Consider the following 17736-nt stretch of genomic DNA (forward strand, 5'->3'; position numbering starts at 1 on the left):
GTGCATTAGCCGGTTTCCTCTTGGCATAGGCTTTGGCACATACTCTTCCGACTAAAAGGGAGAGCCACATGTACGAATACGCCGTCGCCTGGGAATGGTTGAATTTCGCCTTCCGCTGGTTGCATGTCATCACCGGTATCGCGTGGATCGGCTCGTCCTTCTATTTCGTCGCGCTCGATCTTGGCCTGCGTCAGCGTCCCGGGCTTCCGGCCGGGGCCTATGGCGAGGAGTGGCAGGTGCATGGCGGCGGCTTCTACCATATCCAGAAATATCTGGTTGCGCCGGCACAAATGCCCGAGCATCTGACCTGGTTCAAATGGGAATCCTATGCAACCTGGCTGTCGGGCTTCGCGATGCTTTGCATCGTTTATTATGCCGGAGCCGACCTCTATCTGATCGACCCGCACGTCCTTGACGTATCGCGTTCGGTCGCCATTGCGATTTCGCTCGCCTCGATTTTCGGCGGCTGGGTGGTTTATGACACCATCTGCAAGTCGCCGCTCGGCCGCAACGACACGCGGCTGATGGTTCTGCTCTATTTCGTTCTCGTCTTCATGGCCTGGGGCTATACGCACCTCTTCACAGGACGTGCGGCCTTCCTGCATCTCGGCGCCTTCACGGCAACGATCATGTCGGCCAACGTCTTCATGATCATTATTCCCAACCAGAAGAAGGTCGTCGCGGACCTGATTGCCGGCAAGACTCCAGATCCCGCGCTGGGCAAGCAGGCCAAGCAGCGCTCGACCCACAACAACTACCTGACGTTGCCGGTGCTGTTCCTGATGCTGTCCAACCACTATCCGCTGGCATTCGGCACGAAATACAATTGGATCATCGCCTCGCTGGTCTTCCTGATGGGCGTCACCATCCGCCATTGGTTCAACACACGCCATGCCCGCAAGGGTGAGCCGACCTGGACGTGGCTGGCGACGGCAATTCTCTTCATCATCATCATGTGGCTCTCCACCGTGCCCAAGATTCTGTCGGGCGAGAGCGCGGAAGAAAAGCTCTCCGCCGTGCAGCAGCCATTCGTCAGTGCCGAAGCCTTTCCGAAGGTTCGCGACACGGTGCTTGGCCGCTGCGCGATGTGCCACGCAAAGGAACCCGGCTGGGAGGGCATCATAACAGCGCCCAAGGGCGTGGTGCTTGAATCGGACGGGCAGATCGCCGCCCATGCCCGGGAGATTTATCTGCAAGCCGGCCGCTCGCATGCCATGCCGCCCGCCAATGTCAGCGGTATTACCGACGAGGAACGCAAGCTCCTCGTCTCCTGGTATGAGAGTGCCGTCAAGGGAGGAACCGTTCAGTGAACAAGCTCATTTTGCGCGGCCGTGTGCTGACATTCGTCGAGGAGCCCACCAGCATCGACGATCAGTCGGCCTATAACTATTTCGAAGATGGCGCGGTCCTGGTCGAGGACGGCAAGATCGTCGATGCCGGCGAATATGCCGCCATCGCCCCGGTCGCCGCCGATGCCAAGATCGTCGATCACCGCCCCAATCTTATTATGCCGGGCTTCATTGATACCCATCTGCACTTTCCGCAGACCCAGGCGATTGCCTCGTATGGGGCGCAGCTCCTCGAATGGCTCAACACCTATATTTTTGTCGAGGAACAGAAATTCTCGTCGAACGCCCACGCCGATTTCATCGCGGGACGGTTCATGGACGAATTGCTGCGCAACGGCACGACCTCAGCTGTGGCCTATTGCTCGGTGCACCGCGAAAGCGTCGATGCCTATTTTACGGCAGCCGAAAAGCGCGGCATGCTGATGATCGGCGGCAAGGTAATGATGGATCGCAATGCGCCCGACGCGCTCCGCGATACGCCGCAGTCGGGCTATGACGATACCAAGGCGTTGATCGCCAAATGGCATGGACGCGGCCGCGCGCATTATGCCATCAGCCCGCGCTTTGCCATCACCTCGACGCCCGGGCAGATGGAAATGAGTCAGGCCCTGGTGCGCGAACATCCCGAATGCTACGTGCAGACGCACCTTTCGGAAAACCGCGACGAGATCGCATTTGCAACCTCGCTCTATCCGTCGGCCAAGGACTACACCGATATTTATGCCGGGTACGGCCTTCTCGGCGAAAAGATGCTGCTCGGCCATTGCATCTTCCTGTCGGATCGCGAAATTTCCGTGCTCGCCGAGACGAAGTCGGTCGCCGTTTTCTGTCCTACCTCAAATCTGTTCCTCGGCAGCGGCCTCTTTGACCGAGACCGCTTCCGTTCGCTCGGCGCACGCATTTCTGTCGCGACCGATGTCGGCGGCGGGACAAGCTTCTCGATGCTGGAGACGATGAGCGAGGCATACAAGGTGCTGCACGTGCAGGGCCAGCGTCTGTCGCCATTCGCATCCTACTACATGATGACGCTCGGCAATGCCCGCGCGCTCGGTCTCGAAGACCGCATCGGGTCCCTCCGGACCGGAGGCGATGCCGATATCGTCGTTCTCGACAGCAAGGCGAAGCCCGCGATGGAACTGCGCATGCGCACGGCAACGACGCTTGCCGAAGAGCTCTTCATCCTGCAGACGATGGGCGATGACCGCTCGGTCGCCGAAGTCTATGTCGCTGGCAAGCCGATGAAGAGCAGGATCGACACGGGGGCGCCTTCTAAGGCTCGGGCTTTGCCGTAACTGCAGACCGCGTAGACAGGTACAGCGACTGGATGGGCCTTAAAGTTCGTCCGGTCGGCGTCCGCCCATCGCCTTTGTCAATTCATCCGCTGTACGGCGTATGACCGGCCCGAGCAGGTTGAGCTTCTCCTTGGGCAGGCGGACGGCGGGACCCGATACCGAAATCCCGGCAATGGCTTCGCCATGTTCATTGAACAGCGGGGCAGCGATGCAGCGCATCCCGAGCGTGTGCTCCTCGTCGTCGATCGACCAGCCGCGCGAACGGATATGCTGGATGTCTTTCAAGAGTGCCGGCAGCGTATCGAGCGTATGTGCTGTGAAGTGCGCGAGCGTCTTGCCAGTGAGCGCCTGGGCAATATCGGTATCCGACCAGGTCGAAAGAATTGCCTTGCCTATTCCCGACGCATGAATCGGCCCGCGCCGTCCGGGACGGAAGAACGCCCGCATCGGTGCATGGCTTTCGATCTGGGAGATAAAGACGACGTCGCCTTCATCCTCGATGCCGACATTGGCCGTCTCGCCGCATTCGTCCATCAGCCGCTTGAGAAAGGGGCGGCTGATGGAACCGAGCTTGCGATAACGCAGAAAGGCGTTGCCGATCTCGAAGGCGCCAACGCCGATTGTCCAGTCGCCTGATTCCGGGTCATGGGTGAGCATGCCGTGATTGGCCAGCGAGGTCAGCAGCCGGTGGACAGTCGATGGCGCCATGCCGGTATGGTCCGCGAGGTCCATGAGTGTCGAGCCGTCCGCATCCGCGATGAGCTTGAGCAAATGCAAGCTTCGATCCAAGACCTGGACGGAAGACGGAGCTGCGTTCTCATTCGCCTTGCGCCCCCGCTTCCCCTTCAATGATGTGCCCTGCAAAGCCATGATCGCTGCGTGTCCCGTTTCGTATGCCCTCATGTGCCATAGCTGCGGGCAGCCCATTTTACCAGTTTTATTGAAAATCTTTATTTCCATATCATGGAAGTTATTTCCATATTGTTGTTGTGAAGTGCCAGATATGGATTATGCTCTCATTGAATTTGGAGGAATGACAATGACAAAAATGCGTGCCGTCGATGCAGCAGTCCGTATTCTGGAAAAGGAGGGGATCGATTGCGCCTTTGGCGTACCGGGAGCTGCAATCAATCCGTTCTATTCCGCGCTGAAGGCGCGGGGCACTGTCCGCCACATCCTTGCGCGCCACGTCGAAGGCGCGTCGCACATGGCCGAGGGATACACCCGCGCGGAACATGGCAATATCGGTGTGTGCATCGGCACGTCAGGTCCAGCCGGAACCGACATGATCACCGGCCTCTATTCCGCTTCGGCCGATTCGATCCCAATTCTGTGCATCACCGGGCAGGCGCCGCGGGCCCGCCTCGACAAAGAGGACTTCCAGGCCGTCGATATAGCCTCGATCGCCAAGCCCGTTACAAAGTGGGCGGTGACGGTCATGGAGCCAGGCCTCGTTCCTTATGTTTTCCAGAAGGCCTTCCATATCATGCGATCGGGTCGTCCAGGTCCGGTGCTGATCGATCTGCCAATCGACGTGCAACTGGCAGAGATCGAGTTCGATCCCGACACCTACGAACCGCTCGAGGCCTATAAGCCGGCAGCAACGCGGGCGCAGGTCGAAAAGGCATTGACGATGCTCAACCAGGCCGATCGGCCGCTGATCGTTGCCGGCGGCGGCATTATCAACGCCGACGCTTCCGACCTTCTGGTGGAGTTCGCCGAGATCGCCGGTGTTCCGGTCATCCCGACGTTGATGGGCTGGGGCACGATCCCGGACGATCATCCGCTGATGGCGGGCATGTGCGGTCTGCAGACCTCGCATCGTTACGGCAATGCGACCATGCTCGCCTCCGACTTCGTGCTCGGCATCGGCAATCGCTGGGCGAACCGGCATACCGGCAATGTCTCGACCTATACGGAGGGGCGCAAGTTCGTCCATGTCGATATCGAACCGACCCAGATCGGCCGCGTTTTCTCGCCGGATTTCGGCATCGTTTCCGATGCGGGCAAGGCGCTGAAGCTGTTTCTCGATGTTGCGACCGAATGGAAAGCCGCAGGAAAGTTGCGTGACTGGTCGGCTTGGGCGGAGGAATGCCGCAGCCGCAAGCGCACCATGCTGCGCAAGACCCATTTCGACCAGACACCGCTGAAGCCGCAGCGTGTCTACGAGGAAATGAACAAGGTGCTCGGCCGCGAGACCTGCTACGTGACGACCATCGGTCTCAGCCAGATCGCCGGCGCGCAGTTCCTGCATGTCTACAAGCCGCGCAACTGGATCAATTGCGGCCAGGCGGGCCCGCTCGGCTGGACATTGCCGGCAGCACTCGGCGTGCGTGCGGCCGATCCAGATCGTCCGATCGTTGCGCTCTCCGGCGATTATGATTTCCAGTTCATGATCGAAGAGCTCGCAGTCGGCGCACAGCACAAGCTGCCATACCTGCACGTCGTCGTGAACAATTCCTATCTCGGCCTGATCCGTCAGGCGCAGCGCGGCTTCGACATGGATTTCGAAGTGAGCCTCGCCTTCGACAATATCAATGCGTCAGGCGATGCGGAGAAGGGTTACGGCGTCGATCATGTAGCGGTCGCCGAAGGGCTCGGCTGCAAGGCGATCCGGGTCCGCAGCCCCAATCAGTTCGCCGAGGCTTTCCAGGAGGCGCAGGCGCTGATGGACGAGCACCGTGTTCCTGTGGTGATCGAGTTCATCCTCGAACGCGTGACCAATGTCGCAATGGGTCCCGATATCAACGCTGTCGTCGAGTTCGAAGACCTTGCCGAGCGCAATGAGGACGTGCCGACTGCGGTTGCGGCCTATCTCGACTAAACCTGCAATTTCATTTCTTCAGGAGGCATGAATGCCTAGATTTGCCGCCAATCTGACGATGCTTTTCAACGAAGTGCAGTTTCTTGAACGTTTCGCGCTGGCAAGCGAAGCCGGCTTTGAGGCCGTCGAATACCTCTTCCCCTACGACTATAATGTCGAGGAGCTGAAACAGGTCCTCGCCGACAACAATCTTGTCCAGGTTCTGCATAATCTTCCGGCCGGAAACTGGGCGGCCGGGGAGCGCGGCATTGCCGTTCTCCCGGACCGCATCGACGAGTTCCGGAGGGGCGTTGCGACGGCAATCGACTATGCGACGGCGCTGGGCTGCAAGCAGATCAACTGCCTTGCCGGGATCGCTCCGAATGGCCTTTCCGAAGATGCGCTGCGCACCACATTCGTGCACAATCTTCGCCTGGCCGCCCAAGAACTCGCGAAATACGATATTCGACTGCTGATCGAACCGATCAACACCTACGACATTCCGGGGTTCTACCTCAATACGGTCGAACAGGCGGCCGCTATCATCGAAGAAGTCGGAAGCGACAACCTCTTTATCCAATATGACCTCTATCACCAGCAGCGGACGCGCGGCGAACTCGTCGCAACATATGAGCGCTACAAGCAACTGATCGCTCACGTGCAGCTAGCCGACAATCCCGGTCGTCACGAGCCGGGTACCGGAGAGATCAATTATCCTTTCGTCTTCAAGGCGATCGACGCAGCCGGCTACGACGGCTGGATCGGCTGCGAATACAAACCAAAAACGGAAACGCAACGCGGGCTTGGATGGCTGAACGAAACATCAGCTGCCTACAAGCAGGCGGATATCATCAGGATGAGGAGCTGAGTAAATGGCTGACATAGGTTTCATTGGATTGGGTATCATGGGCACGCCGATGGCGCGCCACCTGCAGGACGCGGGGCATGTGCTCTACACGTCGAAATTCTTCATCGCCCCAAAGCAGGAACTCATCGACAATGGTCTGAAGATCGTCGAGAGCCCCAAGGCGCTTGCCGAAAAGACCGACATCATCATCCTGATGCTCCCGGACACGCCGGAAGTGAAGGACGTTCTTTTTGGTGAAAACGGCGTCGTTCTCGGGTTGAAGCCGGGCAAGCTCGTCATCGACATGAGTTCGATCTCGCCGATCGAAACCAAGGAGTTTGCCAAAAAGGTGCGCGAGACGGGCAGCGAATATATCGATGCCCCGGTGTCGGGCGGGGAGGTCGGCGCCAAGGGCGCAACGCTCAGCATCATGGCCGGCGGCTCGCAGGAGGCTTTCGACCGCGCGCTGCCGCTCTTCAAGCTGATGGGCAAGAACATTACGCTGGTCGGGGATTGCGGCGATGGGCAGGTGACCAAGGTTGCCAACCAGATCATCGTTGCCCTCACCATTGAGGCGGTTTCGGAAGCGCTGGTCCTTGCCTCCAAGGCGGGGGCAGACCCGGCCCGGGTGCGCGAGGCGCTGATGGGCGGTTTTGCCTCGTCGCGTATCCTCGAAGTGCATGGCGATCGCATGATCAAGCGCACCTTCGATCCGGGTTTCCGGATCTCGCTGCATCAGAAGGACCTCAATCTCGCTCTGCAGAGCGCGAAAACCCTGGGCGTTTCCCTGCCCAACACGGCGTCGACGCAGGAACTCTTCAACAGTTGCGCAGCCAATGGCGACAGCGGCCTCGACCATTCGGGTCTTGTTCGAGCGCTCGAGCGCATTGCGAATCACGAGGTCGCCTGAAACCTGGATCTTGGGGAGGAGGGAGGCTCGCTATCCTTGCGGTAGCGAGCCTCTTCGCTAATCCCACTTTGCGCCGTCGAGGGCGTCCAGCGGTATCTTCAGATAGCGTTTGCCGTTCGACTCCGGCGCCGGCAGCCGCCCGCCATTGATGTTGACCTGCAGCGCGGCAAGGATCAGTCGCGGCATCGGTAAGGTCTTGTCCCGCGCCGTGCGCATCGCGACGAAATCAGCGGCGTTTCGGCATTTGGCTATATGCGTGTTATTCGCCTTTTGCGCGGCGACCGTACTTTCCCAAAGCGGCTCGCGTCCTCGGGGTTGATAGTCGTGGCCAACGAAAACACGCGTCTCGTCCGGCAATGCGAGGATCGCCTGGATCGAGTGCCATAATTGTTCGGCGCTGCCGCCGGGAAAATCAGTGCGGGCAGTGCCGCTGTCCGGCATGAACATGGTGTCGTGGATAAAGGCTGCATCGCCGATGACATAGGTGATCGAGGCCAGCGTGTGACCCGGCGAGAACATTATGCGTCCGTTCAGCGCACCGATGTTGAAGCCTTCGCCCGGTGCAAACAGCTTGTCCCATTGCGAGCCATCGGCCGGAAAGTCCGGCCAGTTGTAAAGCTTCTTCCATAGCTCCTGGACCTCGACGACGTTGTCGCCGATTGCGGTTGGCGCACCGGTTTTCGATCGGAGATATTGAGCGGCGGAAAAATGATCGGCATGGGGATGGGTGTCGAGGATCCAATCGACCTTCAGGCTGTGCCGGTCGATATATTCCAGGAGTTGATCGGCATTGAACGTCGCGGTCGAACCTGATTTTTCGTCGAAATCCAGCACCGGGTCGATGATGGCGCAATGCTTCGTCGACGGATCGCTGACCACATACTGGACTGAACTGGTTCGCTTGTCGAAAAGCGCGTAGACGACCGGTTTCAAGGCGGCCTCTTTCATTGTTGCGATTCCCCCCGTGAAGGTGGGACCAAGTGTCTCCGGTTTCGACGCGAAAAGTCAATTACCTCCAAGGGTTGTAGATCGCAAGCGACCCTGTTGCCAAGCACACCTTAGAAACGCTAACTGATGCCTGCCCGCGGGCGTTTCCCGGCGCAATATCGCTGCCAAACCTCATCTGTAAGGTTCCATTCCATGGCCAATGAAGCCACTCCGAAAATTCTTTGCGTGGGCGCGCTCACCATGGACACGATCTTCCGGCTGGACCGACTGCCGCCCGGGCCCGGAAAGTATATTCCCCAGGAGGCGGTCGAAATAGCTGCCGGCATGGCCTCGAGTGCAGCAGCCAGCATCGCGCGGCTAGGCGGCAGCGTCTCGTTGTTCGCCTCGACGGGCGATGACGAGATCGGGCGGCGCGCCGTCGCCGAACTCATCGCCGAGGGCGTCGATTGCTCGCACGTGCGCAGCGTTGCCGATGCCCGTTCGGCGTTCTCTTCGATATTCGTCGACGCGGCGGGCGAGCGGGTGATCGTTCCCTATTACGACGCCGGACTGCTCTCCGCCCCAAGCGAAATCCCGCCGGTTATCGAAGGCACCTTCGACGTTGTGATGACGGATGTTCGCTGGCCGCTTGCGGCAGCCAAGGTCCTGAAGGCAGCGCGCGAGGCTGAGGTCCATGGTATTCTCGACGCCGACACCGCTTCACTCGAAACGCTGGAAATGCTGCTGCCGCTCGCCTCGCATATCGTGGCTTCCGAGCCCGCCGCCGAACGAGTGACGGGCGAAAGCGATCCCGAAAAGGCGACCGTTGCGCTGGCCGCCCTTTACGGCCGCGATGGCGCATTTGTGTCGGTGACTGGGGGTGACAAAGGCTCGTTCTGGTACGATGAACTTGAAGGGGAGGTGCGTCACATGCCCGCCTTCGAGGTGGATGTCGTCGATACGCTTGCTGCCGGTGACGTGTTCCACGGCACCTTTGCCTGGGCACTATCGCGCAATTACCCAATCTATCAGATCATGCGCTTTGCCAGCGCCGCGGCTGCTATCAAGTGTTCCCGCTTCGGTGGCAGAAGCGGCGCCCCGACGAAAGCCGAACTCGACGCTTTTCTGGCCTAGTCGAGCACATTGGGGCCGGGCCGGGACAAATCTGTCCAATCGAGAAAGCTCCATCTCAATCAGTGCCAATTTTGCTGACTAAAAAGTCAGGACAGACACGTTGACTTTCAACTAACATGTTAGTATGTCTCTAGTGAGCAATGAGATTGGGAGAAGCAGGTGTCTCGGGCTGAACGATTTGGACTTTCCGCAGCATTGACCATGCCTTTTGACGCCGACATGCAAATCGACGTGCCGAAGGCACTCGCGCATGCGCAGGATTGTCTCGGCCGTGGCTGCCGCAGTGTTACCCTATTCGGCACGACGGGAGAGGGCTCCTCGATCGGTTATGATGAGCGCGGCAATGTCATTCGTGCATTTATCGAAGGTGGGCTGGAGCCGTCGCAGATCATTGTCGGCGTGATGGCCAATTCGTATGTCGATGCTGCTGCGCAGTCTCGGCTTGCTCTTGATGCCGGGTGCCGCGGTGTACTGCTCGCTCCGCCGTCCTACTTCAAGAACGTCAGTGACGATGGGCTCTTCGACTGGTTCTCGGCCGTGTTCAAGGAAATAGGTGCGGGCCTACGCGGGATTATCATCTACAATATCCCGTCGGTCACCGCTGTCGAAATTTCGGTCGCGTTGGTCTCCCGTTTGCGCGAAGCGTTTCCCGGAGCCATCGCCGGTGTCAAGGATTCCTCGGGCAACTGGACCTATACCCAGGCCCTTCTTGCCAAGCACAAGGATCTCGCCATCCTAATCGGTGACGAACGCACCCTGGCCGCAGCGGTTCGGCTCGGCGCGCAAGGGTCGATTTCAGGCATGGCCAATCTCTATCCTGACCGCCTGCTGCCGCTCATCGAAGAGGGCCGCGACGATCCGGCTGTCATCGAAGCTGTCGAAGAAATTTTGAAGTTTCCGGTCGTGCCTGCCGTGAAAGCTATTCTGGCGCATCATAATCAGGACGATGCTTGGCGCCGGACGCGAGCGCCACTGCAGGGCCTGTCGGATACGGACGCCAAGCGGGTCACCGGCATTTTCGACCGCTTGTTTATTGCTGCCGCCGCGTAATAAGGGAGTAACTGAGGGCTCGGGGGACGGAGATCGCGCATGGATGATGGCAACGAACCGGTGAGACTGCGAGAAAAAGCCTATGCAAGTTTCACGGAGCATCTCCTTGCCCGCGATATCAGTCCCGGCCAGTTCGTCTCACAACGCCAACTCGTGGCGATGACGGGCATGCCGCTCGGCGCGATCCGGGAACTGGTGCCGCGGCTTGAGGCCGAAGGTCTCGTCCGGACCATACCGCAGCGCGGCATACAGATCGCGCATATCGATATCAACCTGATCCGGGAGGCTTTTCAGTTTCGCCTGTTCATGGAGAAGGAGGCTATCGCGGTCTTTTGCGTTTCCGCTTCCGAGGAACTTCTGGCGAAGCTGCGCAAGGAGCATGAGGATACGCTTGAAGAGGCCCTGCAGAACAGAGAAACGCCGGAGCTCGAACTGCGCGCTCAGGCTATAGACTGGGACCTGCATGAAACGATAATCGATTCGCTCGATAACGGGATCATTTCGCGGGCCTATCGGATCAATGCGATCAAGATGCGGCTCATCAATCAGGAGCGCTTCCGCATCACCGGCCGGGTCATTCCGGTCATGCGCGAGCATCTCGCGGTGCTGACTGCGATTGAGAGCCGCGATCCGCCAACGGCAATGGAAGCGATAGCCGTGCACATCAACAATGCGAGGAATCTTGCATTGAAGGTTTGAAAGCCCGACACCGGCAATGGGAGTTGCCCCGTCGAAAAACGACACGAGGAGGAGACAATGAGCATGAAATTCCTGAACCCGACACGCCGGCAGTTCCTGGCAGGTTCGGCAGCGCTCGGCGCTGCAAGCATGACCGGCCTGAAGCCCGCATTCGCAAATGTCGACTGGAAGAAGTTTGCCGGCACCACGCTCGAGGTGAACCTGATCAAGAGCCCGCGCGGCGACATCCTGCAGAAATACCAGAAGGAATTCGAGGAATTGACCGGCATCAAGGTCAATTCCGAACAGACGCCGGAACAGCAGCAGCGCCAGAAGGCGGTGATCGAGCTGACCTCCGGCAAGCCGAGCTTCGACGTCATCCACATCAGCTATCACGTGCAGAAGCGCCAGTTTGAAAAGGGTGGATGGCTGGCTGACCTTACTCCGTTCCTCAAGGATCCAAGCCTTACCGAACCGAGCCTCACCGAGAGCGATTTCGCCGAAGCTGGCCTCGCCTTCGCAAAGGATCAGAATGGCCGTTTCGGCGGGCTCCCCTTTTCCGTCGACTACTGGATTCTCTATTGGAACAAGGATCTCTTTGCCGCGAAGGGCGTCGAGTATCCGAAGACGTTCGACGAACTGGTTGCAGCTGCCGAAAAGCTCACCGATGCCGCAAGCGGAACCTATGGTTTCGTCGCGCGCGGCATGAAAAACGCCAACACCCCCGTCTGGGCGAGCCTGATGCTCGGCTATGGCAAGAGCACCGTGGAGAACGGGACCCTGCAGACCGATACGCCCGAAGCGATCGAAGCGGCCACCTTGTACCAGCGGCTGATGACCAAATCGGCACCTCCCGGCGTCACCGGTTTCAACTGGGCCGAGTGCCAGTCAAGCTTTCTCCAGGGCAAGGTCGCGATGTGGCTCGATGGTATCGGTTTTGCACCGCCGCTCGAAAACCCGCAGAAATCGCGCGTCGTCGGCAAGGTCGGCTACGGCGTCATGCCCAAGGGACCGAATGCCCAGGCTGCGCCGACATTCGGCGACGGCATTGGCGTGACGGAAGGCTCGTCAAACAAGGAAGCCGCCTACCTCTATTGCCAATGGGCAATCTCGAAGGAGATGGGTGCACGCTTGCTGCAGACGGGTTCCGGCGTTCCATTCCGCAACTCCATCCTCAACGACCCAGAAGTGCGCAAGAACGTAACCATGCCGCAGGATTGGGTCACGGCGCTTTCGGAATCGGCCAAGGTCAGCAAGCTCTGTCTGCCCGTCATCATCCCCGTCACCGAATTCCGCGATGTGATGGGTGTCGGACTGACCAATCTGCTCGGCGGCGCCGATCCCGCAACTGAATTGAAGCGCGCCACGGAGGAGTTCCGTCCCGTCCTCGCGCGCAGCGAAAGCTAGGCGAAGTCGTCATGACAACAGCTGCCCCGACAATGACCCGTTTTGCCCAAGATGCCAAAGCGAAGAAAGGCAAGAGCCGGCTCAAGCCGAGCTATTGGCCCTTTGTCGTGCCGGCATTGGTCATTGTCGGGGCGGTCATCATTTTCCCCTGGGCGTTCACCCTGTGGATGAGCGCCAATGAGTGGCATCTCGGCGGTGATCAGCGCTTTGTTGGCTTTGCCAACTTCGCCCGCATCGCCGGTGACCAGCGCTTCTGGGAGTCCATGGTTCACACGGTGGTCTACACCGTCTTGTCGGTCGTGGCCCCTCTGGTTCTCGGAACGATTGCCGCCTTGGTGTTTGACAGCAAACTGCCGATGCGCGGCCTTTTGCGTGGGATCTTCGTCATGCCGATGATGGCAACGCCCGTTGCAATCGCGCTGGTGTGGACCATGATGTTCCACCCGCAGCTTGGCGTCCTCAACTATCTTCTGTCGCTCGTCGGCATCGGACCGCAGGAATGGATCTTCAACCAGAACACCGTGATACCGTCGCTGGTTCTGGTCGAAACCTGGCAGTGGACGCCGCTCGTCATGCTGATCGTTCTCGGCGGGCTCGCAGCCATGCCGCGTGACCCCTTCGAGAGCGCTGAAATCGACGGCGCCAATGGCTGGCAGAAGTTTCGCTATATCACGCTGCCGATGATCCTCCCGTTCATGATGGTGGCCGTGATTATCCGCTCGATCGATGCGCTCAAAAGCTTCGATATCATCTTTGCCATGACGCAGGGCGGTCCGGGAACCGCGTCGGAAACGATCAATATCTATCTCTACAATGTGGCCTTTGCCTATTACGACATTGGCTACGGTTCGGCCCTCGCCGTCGTGTTTTTCATCGTCATCATCACAATGTCGCTGGCTCTGCTTTATCTGCGCCAGCGGACAAAGTGGAATAGCTGAGGAGACCGTTGATGGCCCGCCGCCGCCTGCTGAAGTCCCTCGGAACCGCCCTTGTCGTGTTCGTCATCGTCTCGCCCGCGATCTTCTTCTTTCTGTGGATGCTGTCGCTTTCGCTGAAATATGAAATCGACAACGGCGCCTATCCTCCGATCTTCATTCCGGAGAATTTTGCCTGGTCTAATTACACGGAGATCTTCGCGACAAACGATTTCCTGCACTATTTCTGGAACAGTCTGCTCGTGACAGGTACGGCGACGTTGCTTGCGCTGCTTGTCGGCGTGCCGGCCGGCTACGGCATCGCCCGACTGCGCGCAAACAAGGCAGCCATCGTCGTCATGATCGCGCGCATGACGCCGGGACTTTCCTATCTCATTCCACTGTTTCTCCTGTTCCAGACCCTCGGGCTGCTCGGAACACTGTGGCCCCAGATCATCATTCACCTCGTGGTGACGGTTCCGATCGTGATCTGGATCATGATCGGCTATTTCGAGACGACACCGATGGAGCTCGAAGAGGCGGCAATGATCGACGGCGCGACGTCCTGGCAGGTATTTCGCATGGTGGCCCTGCCGATTGCCAAGCCCGGAATCGTCGTGTCGCTCATCCTCGCGGTTATCTTCTCCTGGAACAACTTCGTCTTCGGCATTGTGCTTGCCAGCCGCGAAACGCGGACTTTGCCCGTTGCTGTCTACAATATGCTTTCATTTGAGCAGGTAAGTTGGGGACCGCTTGCGGCCGCCGCCTTTATCGTGACCTTGCCGGTCCTGCTGCTCACCGTTTTTGCGCAACGCCAGATCATCGCCGGGCTTACCGCCGGCGCGGTCAAGGGCGGCTGATTATCCAAGGAGGGTCGCATGGCCTCGGTATCCATCAAAGACGTCACCAAGACGTACGGCAATGTTAATGTCATGCATGGCGTTTCCGTCGATATCGATGACGGCGAATTTGTCATCCTCGTTGGGCCGTCCGGCTGCGGGAAGTCGACGCTGCTGCGCATGATTGCCGGCCTGGAGGAGATCACCGGCGGCGAAATCGCCATCGGTGATCGCGTGGTCAACGACCTGCCCGCCAAGGAACGCGACATTGCCATGGTGTTTCAGAACTACGCGCTCTATCCGCACATGACGGTGGCCGACAATATGGGCTTTGCGCTCATGCTCAAGAATGCGCCTAAGCAGGAAAAGGCGAGCCGCGTTGGGCGCGCCGCTGAAATTCTCGGGCTCGAGAAACTGCTCGACCGGTTTCCGCGCCAGCTTTCGGGCGGCCAGCGCCAGCGTGTGGCCATGGGCCGGGCCATCGTGCGCGATCCGCAAGTTTTCCTATTCGACGAACCTCTGTCAAATCTCGATGCCAAGCTTCGCGTGCAGATGCGCAGCGAGATAAAGAGCCTGCACCAGCGCCTCGGCACGACCATTGTTTATGTGACGCACGACCAGATCGAAGCCATGACCATGGCCGACAAGATCGTGGTCATGAAGGACGGGTTGGTCGAACAGATCGGCACGCCCCTCGACCTCTACGACTATCCGGCGAACCTGTTCGTTGCCGGCTTTATCGGTTCCCCGGCGATGAATTTTATCAAGGGCAATGTCGAAGGCGACGCTTTCGTAACGAGTGATGGTGTGCGACTGCCGCTGCCGAAGGGCACGGAGAGAGCGTCTTCCAATGAGGCCATCTACGGCATTCGCCCGGAACACATTAAGGTTGCATCCGAGGGCGTCGCGGTAAAGGTGGACGTCGTGGAGCCGACCGGATCGGAAATCATGGTGGTGGGCAGCATAGGCGATCAGGAGATCAACTGCCTCTTCCGCGAACGACTCTCGATCCGGCCCGGCGATGTGATTACGGTCTCGATTGACCCGGCACATGCGCATCTGTTTGACGCAAGCAACGGAATGCGCATCGGCAGGCCGGTTGCCCATTAGGCACAGGTTGTTTCGCTAGACGCCGTAACGCTCCACACGGATGGAGCCGGCGGGTGTACCGCCCGCGACCAGCGCGTCGGCAGCCGTGGTGACGAATGCATTGGAGCCGCAGACAAACGTTTGCTTGGGCGAGGCCGGAAGGCGGGCCAAGCTTTCCTTGACGATGGATGCATCGATGCGACGGGTATAGTGGTTTGCGCGCGCCTCCGGGTCGCGCGTCAGGGCAAGTGCCAAGTCGAAATTGTTTTCTGACTCGGCAAGCATAAGCAGTTCATCGCGGAAAATCAGTTCATCCCAGCTTCGCGCCGAATAGAGAAGAAGCGCCGGGATAGTCGAACTCCGGGCCTTTCGATGGCGCAGCATGGAGACGAGCGGCACGACGCCGGAGCCGCCACCGACCAGCAATATCGGCCCGCCCTCAGCGACGGTCCAGATGAAGTGTCCGCCGATCGGCCCGCGCAATTCGATCTCGTCGCCGATCTGCGCCACGTCATGAAAGAAGGTCGATACCTCGCCGTCATCGAGCCGCTCGATGGCAAGCTCGATCGTTGCACCGCTGTCGGGAGTAGAGGCGATGGAATAGCTTCGCTGCGTTTGATAGCCGTCCGGCGCGCTCAGCCGGACATCGACGTGTTGGCCGGCCTTGTAGACGAAGGGTAGGGAGGGAGCGAAGAAAAAGCTGCTCACGCGAGCTGTCTGGCGAACGATCCCGGTTATGGTCGCCGTTTGCCATTCGACTCGCGCGTTCGCCGATTGGTCCTGCACGATTCAGGCCCTAATCGCCGGTGTAACGCTGTTCGCGCCATGGATCACCATAGATGTGATAGCCGCGCAATTCCCAAAAGCCAGGTTCGTCGCGCGCCGTAAACTGCAGGCCGTTGATCCATTTTGCCGACTTCCAGAAATAAAGGTGCGGCACGAGCAGCCGCGCTGGTCCGCCATGATCCGCGGTCAGCGGCTTGCCGTCGTAGGACGTTGCGATCATCGCTCTGCCACCGGTAAGATCCTTGACCGGCACGTTCGTCGTATAGCCGTCGTAGCCATGCGCAAGAAGAAAGTCGGTGGGCGGCTCGAGATTGGCTTCGGCTAGAATATCGTCGATGAGCACGCCCTGCCAGTGCGTATCGAGCTTCGACCAGGCGGTCACGCAATGAATGTCGCGGGTAAGCTTCGTTTGCGGCAGCGCGTTGAACTCGTCCCAGTTCCAGGAGATGACCGGCTTCGGTCCAACTTTGAGCGTGAACTTCCAATCTTCTGTGCGAACGCGCGGCGTTGGGCCGGCAGAAAGAACCGGAAAATCTTCTGTCAGCGATTGCCCCGGCGGGACGCGATCCTTGATTTCAGGGGATTGCCCCCGGCCCGTAAAGCCGCGTGTCGTCATGTCTGCTGTCTCCTTCGATTTATAAGAACACAGCTTCCAGCCGCAGCCAAGTGCGCGGCATCAACCGTGCCGTGCAACCATGCGCAAGTTGTTCTGAAAAGCGATCAAATAATGCAAGTGGCGACGTGCAAGTCCCACGGTTTGCGATAATAGGGACGTCGAACGACCGATCAAAATGACTGATTCGGGTGTGCATAAAGCTTTGTAGATTGTTATTGATATTATTATATTATAAATAGAGGCAAGAGGTTGGGAGGACAGCTGGGAGGCATTGCCGCTTTTGCGCTAAGCAGCGGCAAATGTTGGCTGATTTTGCCCACGAAGCACATAGCAGGCAAAAAGTTGGCAGACAACGATCTCCTCAACTATGACTTCCGCACGGCGGGCCAATCACGTACCCATCATGGCCACGTCATGCGTGATCTCGGCCTTAAGATCATCAGCGGCGCTTACCCGGAAAACACGATCCTACCCGGCGATGCCGAACTCCTGGATCGGTTCGGTGTCTCGCGTACTGTTCTTCGCGAGGCGCTTAAAACGCTTGCTGCCAAAGGCCTCATCCAGCCGAAAGCAAAGATCGGCACGCGGGTGCGCGAGCGTTCGCAATGGAACCTGTTTGATCCTGACATCCTCGTCTGGCATTTCGAGGCAGGGGCAAGTGCCCATTTCCTTTCGAGCATCGTCGAGATGCGGCTGGCTCTGGAGCCGGAAGCGGCGGGCCTTGCTGCCTTGCGCCGCACCGAAGCTCAGCTTGAAACGCTCTACCACTGGGTTGGCAAGATGGGCAGCGCGAGCGAATCCGCGGCCGATTTCGTCTACAGCGATCTGCAGTTTCACATCGCCATTGCCGAGGCCTCGGGAAACCCCTTCATGCGATCCATCAGTGCCCTGATTGAAGTCGCGCTGGTTACTACATTTACCATCAGTTCGCCGATCCCGAACTCCGAAAGCCACGTGCGTTCCGTCGCAAGGCACGCGGCAATCGCCGACGCCATCAAGGCCGGCGATGCGGAGGCGGCGAAAGAGGCTATGCGAGTGGTGATACGCGAGGGCGCCGAGCGCGTGGTGGCTGCGGGGCAGGGGACCGCCGGCTAA

Annotated in this window: 17 protein-coding genes; 13 read left to right on the forward strand and 4 right to left on the reverse strand. The window is 59.1% G+C overall.

Going from position 1 to position 17736, the window contains the following annotated elements; all coding sequences use genetic code 11:
• The first annotated feature begins 68 nt into the window (after nucleotides 1–68).
• Nucleotides 69–1310, forward strand: a complete 1242-nt coding sequence (locus AC1DNI_RS20450) for a urate hydroxylase PuuD (protein WP_477693214.1) — start codon at nucleotides 69–71, stop codon at nucleotides 1308–1310.
• Nucleotides 1307–2641, forward strand: coding sequence for a guanine deaminase (gene guaD, locus AC1DNI_RS20455; protein WP_477693215.1), 1335 nt, complete (start codon nucleotides 1307–1309; stop codon nucleotides 2639–2641). The genes AC1DNI_RS20450 and guaD overlap by 4 nt, the downstream gene beginning before the upstream one ends.
• Nucleotides 2642–2680: 39 nt before the next feature.
• Here the strand turns inward: guaD and AC1DNI_RS20460 are convergent, their stop codons facing one another.
• Nucleotides 2681–3511: an IclR family transcriptional regulator gene (locus AC1DNI_RS20460; protein ID WP_091924928.1), complete on the reverse strand. Its 831-nt coding sequence runs from the start codon at nucleotides 3509–3511 to the stop codon at nucleotides 2681–2683.
• Between the two features lie 169 nt (nucleotides 3512–3680).
• Here AC1DNI_RS20460 and gcl point away from each other — a divergent pair, with 169 nt between their 5' ends.
• From gcl to AC1DNI_RS20475, 3 genes are read left to right on the forward strand one after another with little or no spacing between them, the layout of a single operon-like run.
• Nucleotides 3681–5465 carry a glyoxylate carboligase gene (gcl, locus tag AC1DNI_RS20465; RefSeq protein WP_477693216.1) on the forward strand — a complete coding sequence of 595 codons (1785 nt, stop codon included), beginning with the start codon at nucleotides 3681–3683 and terminating at the stop codon, nucleotides 5463–5465.
• 31 nt (nucleotides 5466–5496) lie between these two features.
• Nucleotides 5497–6312, forward strand: a complete 816-nt coding sequence (gene hyi / locus AC1DNI_RS20470) for a hydroxypyruvate isomerase (protein ID WP_477693217.1) — start codon at nucleotides 5497–5499, stop codon at nucleotides 6310–6312.
• Nucleotides 6313–6316: 4 nt separating this feature from the next.
• Nucleotides 6317–7201 carry a 2-hydroxy-3-oxopropionate reductase gene (locus AC1DNI_RS20475; protein WP_228016837.1) on the forward strand — a complete coding sequence of 295 codons (885 nt, stop codon included), beginning with the start codon at nucleotides 6317–6319 and terminating at the stop codon, nucleotides 7199–7201.
• 57 nt (nucleotides 7202–7258) lie between these two features.
• On the opposite strand, the gene AC1DNI_RS20480 is transcribed toward AC1DNI_RS20475, so the two are convergent.
• The gene (locus tag AC1DNI_RS20480) at nucleotides 7259–8149 is read right to left on the reverse strand and encodes an MBL fold metallo-hydrolase (RefSeq protein ID WP_477693218.1); all 891 of its coding nucleotides are present in this window, start codon (nucleotides 8147–8149) and stop codon (nucleotides 7259–7261) included.
• A 192-nt stretch (nucleotides 8150–8341) separates the two neighbouring features.
• Here AC1DNI_RS20480 and AC1DNI_RS20485 point away from each other — a divergent pair, with 192 nt between their 5' ends.
• From AC1DNI_RS20485 to AC1DNI_RS20515, 7 genes are all read left to right on the forward strand, one after another.
• A complete protein-coding gene (locus tag AC1DNI_RS20485; protein ID WP_477693219.1) occupies nucleotides 8342–9262 on the forward strand; it encodes a PfkB family carbohydrate kinase in 921 nt (306 codons plus the stop codon).
• Between the two features lie 159 nt (nucleotides 9263–9421).
• Nucleotides 9422–10312 carry a dihydrodipicolinate synthase family protein gene (locus tag AC1DNI_RS20490; RefSeq protein ID WP_477693220.1) on the forward strand — a complete coding sequence of 297 codons (891 nt, stop codon included), beginning with the start codon at nucleotides 9422–9424 and terminating at the stop codon, nucleotides 10310–10312.
• Nucleotides 10313–10351: 39 nt separating this feature from the next.
• On the forward strand, nucleotides 10352–11011 hold the full coding sequence (locus tag AC1DNI_RS20495; RefSeq protein WP_091951715.1) for a GntR family transcriptional regulator: 660 nt from the start codon (nucleotides 10352–10354) through the stop codon (nucleotides 11009–11011).
• 57 nt (nucleotides 11012–11068) lie between these two features.
• The gene (locus AC1DNI_RS20500; protein WP_162737161.1) at nucleotides 11069–12397 is read left to right on the forward strand and encodes an ABC transporter substrate-binding protein; all 1329 of its coding nucleotides are present in this window, start codon (nucleotides 11069–11071) and stop codon (nucleotides 12395–12397) included.
• A 32-nt stretch (nucleotides 12398–12429) separates the two neighbouring features.
• The gene (locus AC1DNI_RS20505; protein ID WP_477693237.1) at nucleotides 12430–13335 is read left to right on the forward strand and encodes a carbohydrate ABC transporter permease; all 906 of its coding nucleotides are present in this window, start codon (nucleotides 12430–12432) and stop codon (nucleotides 13333–13335) included.
• Nucleotides 13336–13346: 11 nt separating this feature from the next.
• Nucleotides 13347–14171 carry a carbohydrate ABC transporter permease gene (locus AC1DNI_RS20510; RefSeq protein ID WP_027232834.1) on the forward strand — a complete coding sequence of 275 codons (825 nt, stop codon included), beginning with the start codon at nucleotides 13347–13349 and terminating at the stop codon, nucleotides 14169–14171.
• Between the two features lie 18 nt (nucleotides 14172–14189).
• Nucleotides 14190–15260: an ABC transporter ATP-binding protein gene (locus AC1DNI_RS20515; protein WP_477693221.1), complete on the forward strand. Its 1071-nt coding sequence runs from the start codon at nucleotides 14190–14192 to the stop codon at nucleotides 15258–15260.
• Between the two features lie 15 nt (nucleotides 15261–15275).
• On the opposite strand, the gene AC1DNI_RS20520 is transcribed toward AC1DNI_RS20515, so the two are convergent.
• On the reverse strand, nucleotides 15276–15947 hold the full coding sequence (locus AC1DNI_RS20520) for a ferredoxin reductase (RefSeq protein WP_477693222.1): 672 nt from the start codon (nucleotides 15945–15947) through the stop codon (nucleotides 15276–15278).
• Between the two features lie 88 nt (nucleotides 15948–16035).
• Nucleotides 16036–16641, reverse strand: a complete 606-nt coding sequence (locus AC1DNI_RS20525; RefSeq protein ID WP_091951705.1) for a sulfite oxidase-like oxidoreductase — start codon at nucleotides 16639–16641, stop codon at nucleotides 16036–16038.
• A gap of 342 nt (nucleotides 16642–16983) precedes the next feature.
• Here AC1DNI_RS20525 and AC1DNI_RS20530 point away from each other — a divergent pair, with 342 nt between their 5' ends.
• Nucleotides 16984–17736: a FadR/GntR family transcriptional regulator gene (locus AC1DNI_RS20530; protein WP_477693223.1), complete on the forward strand. Its 753-nt coding sequence runs from the start codon at nucleotides 16984–16986 to the stop codon at nucleotides 17734–17736.

This window comes from Phyllobacterium sp. 01N428 (assembly GCF_056399405.1).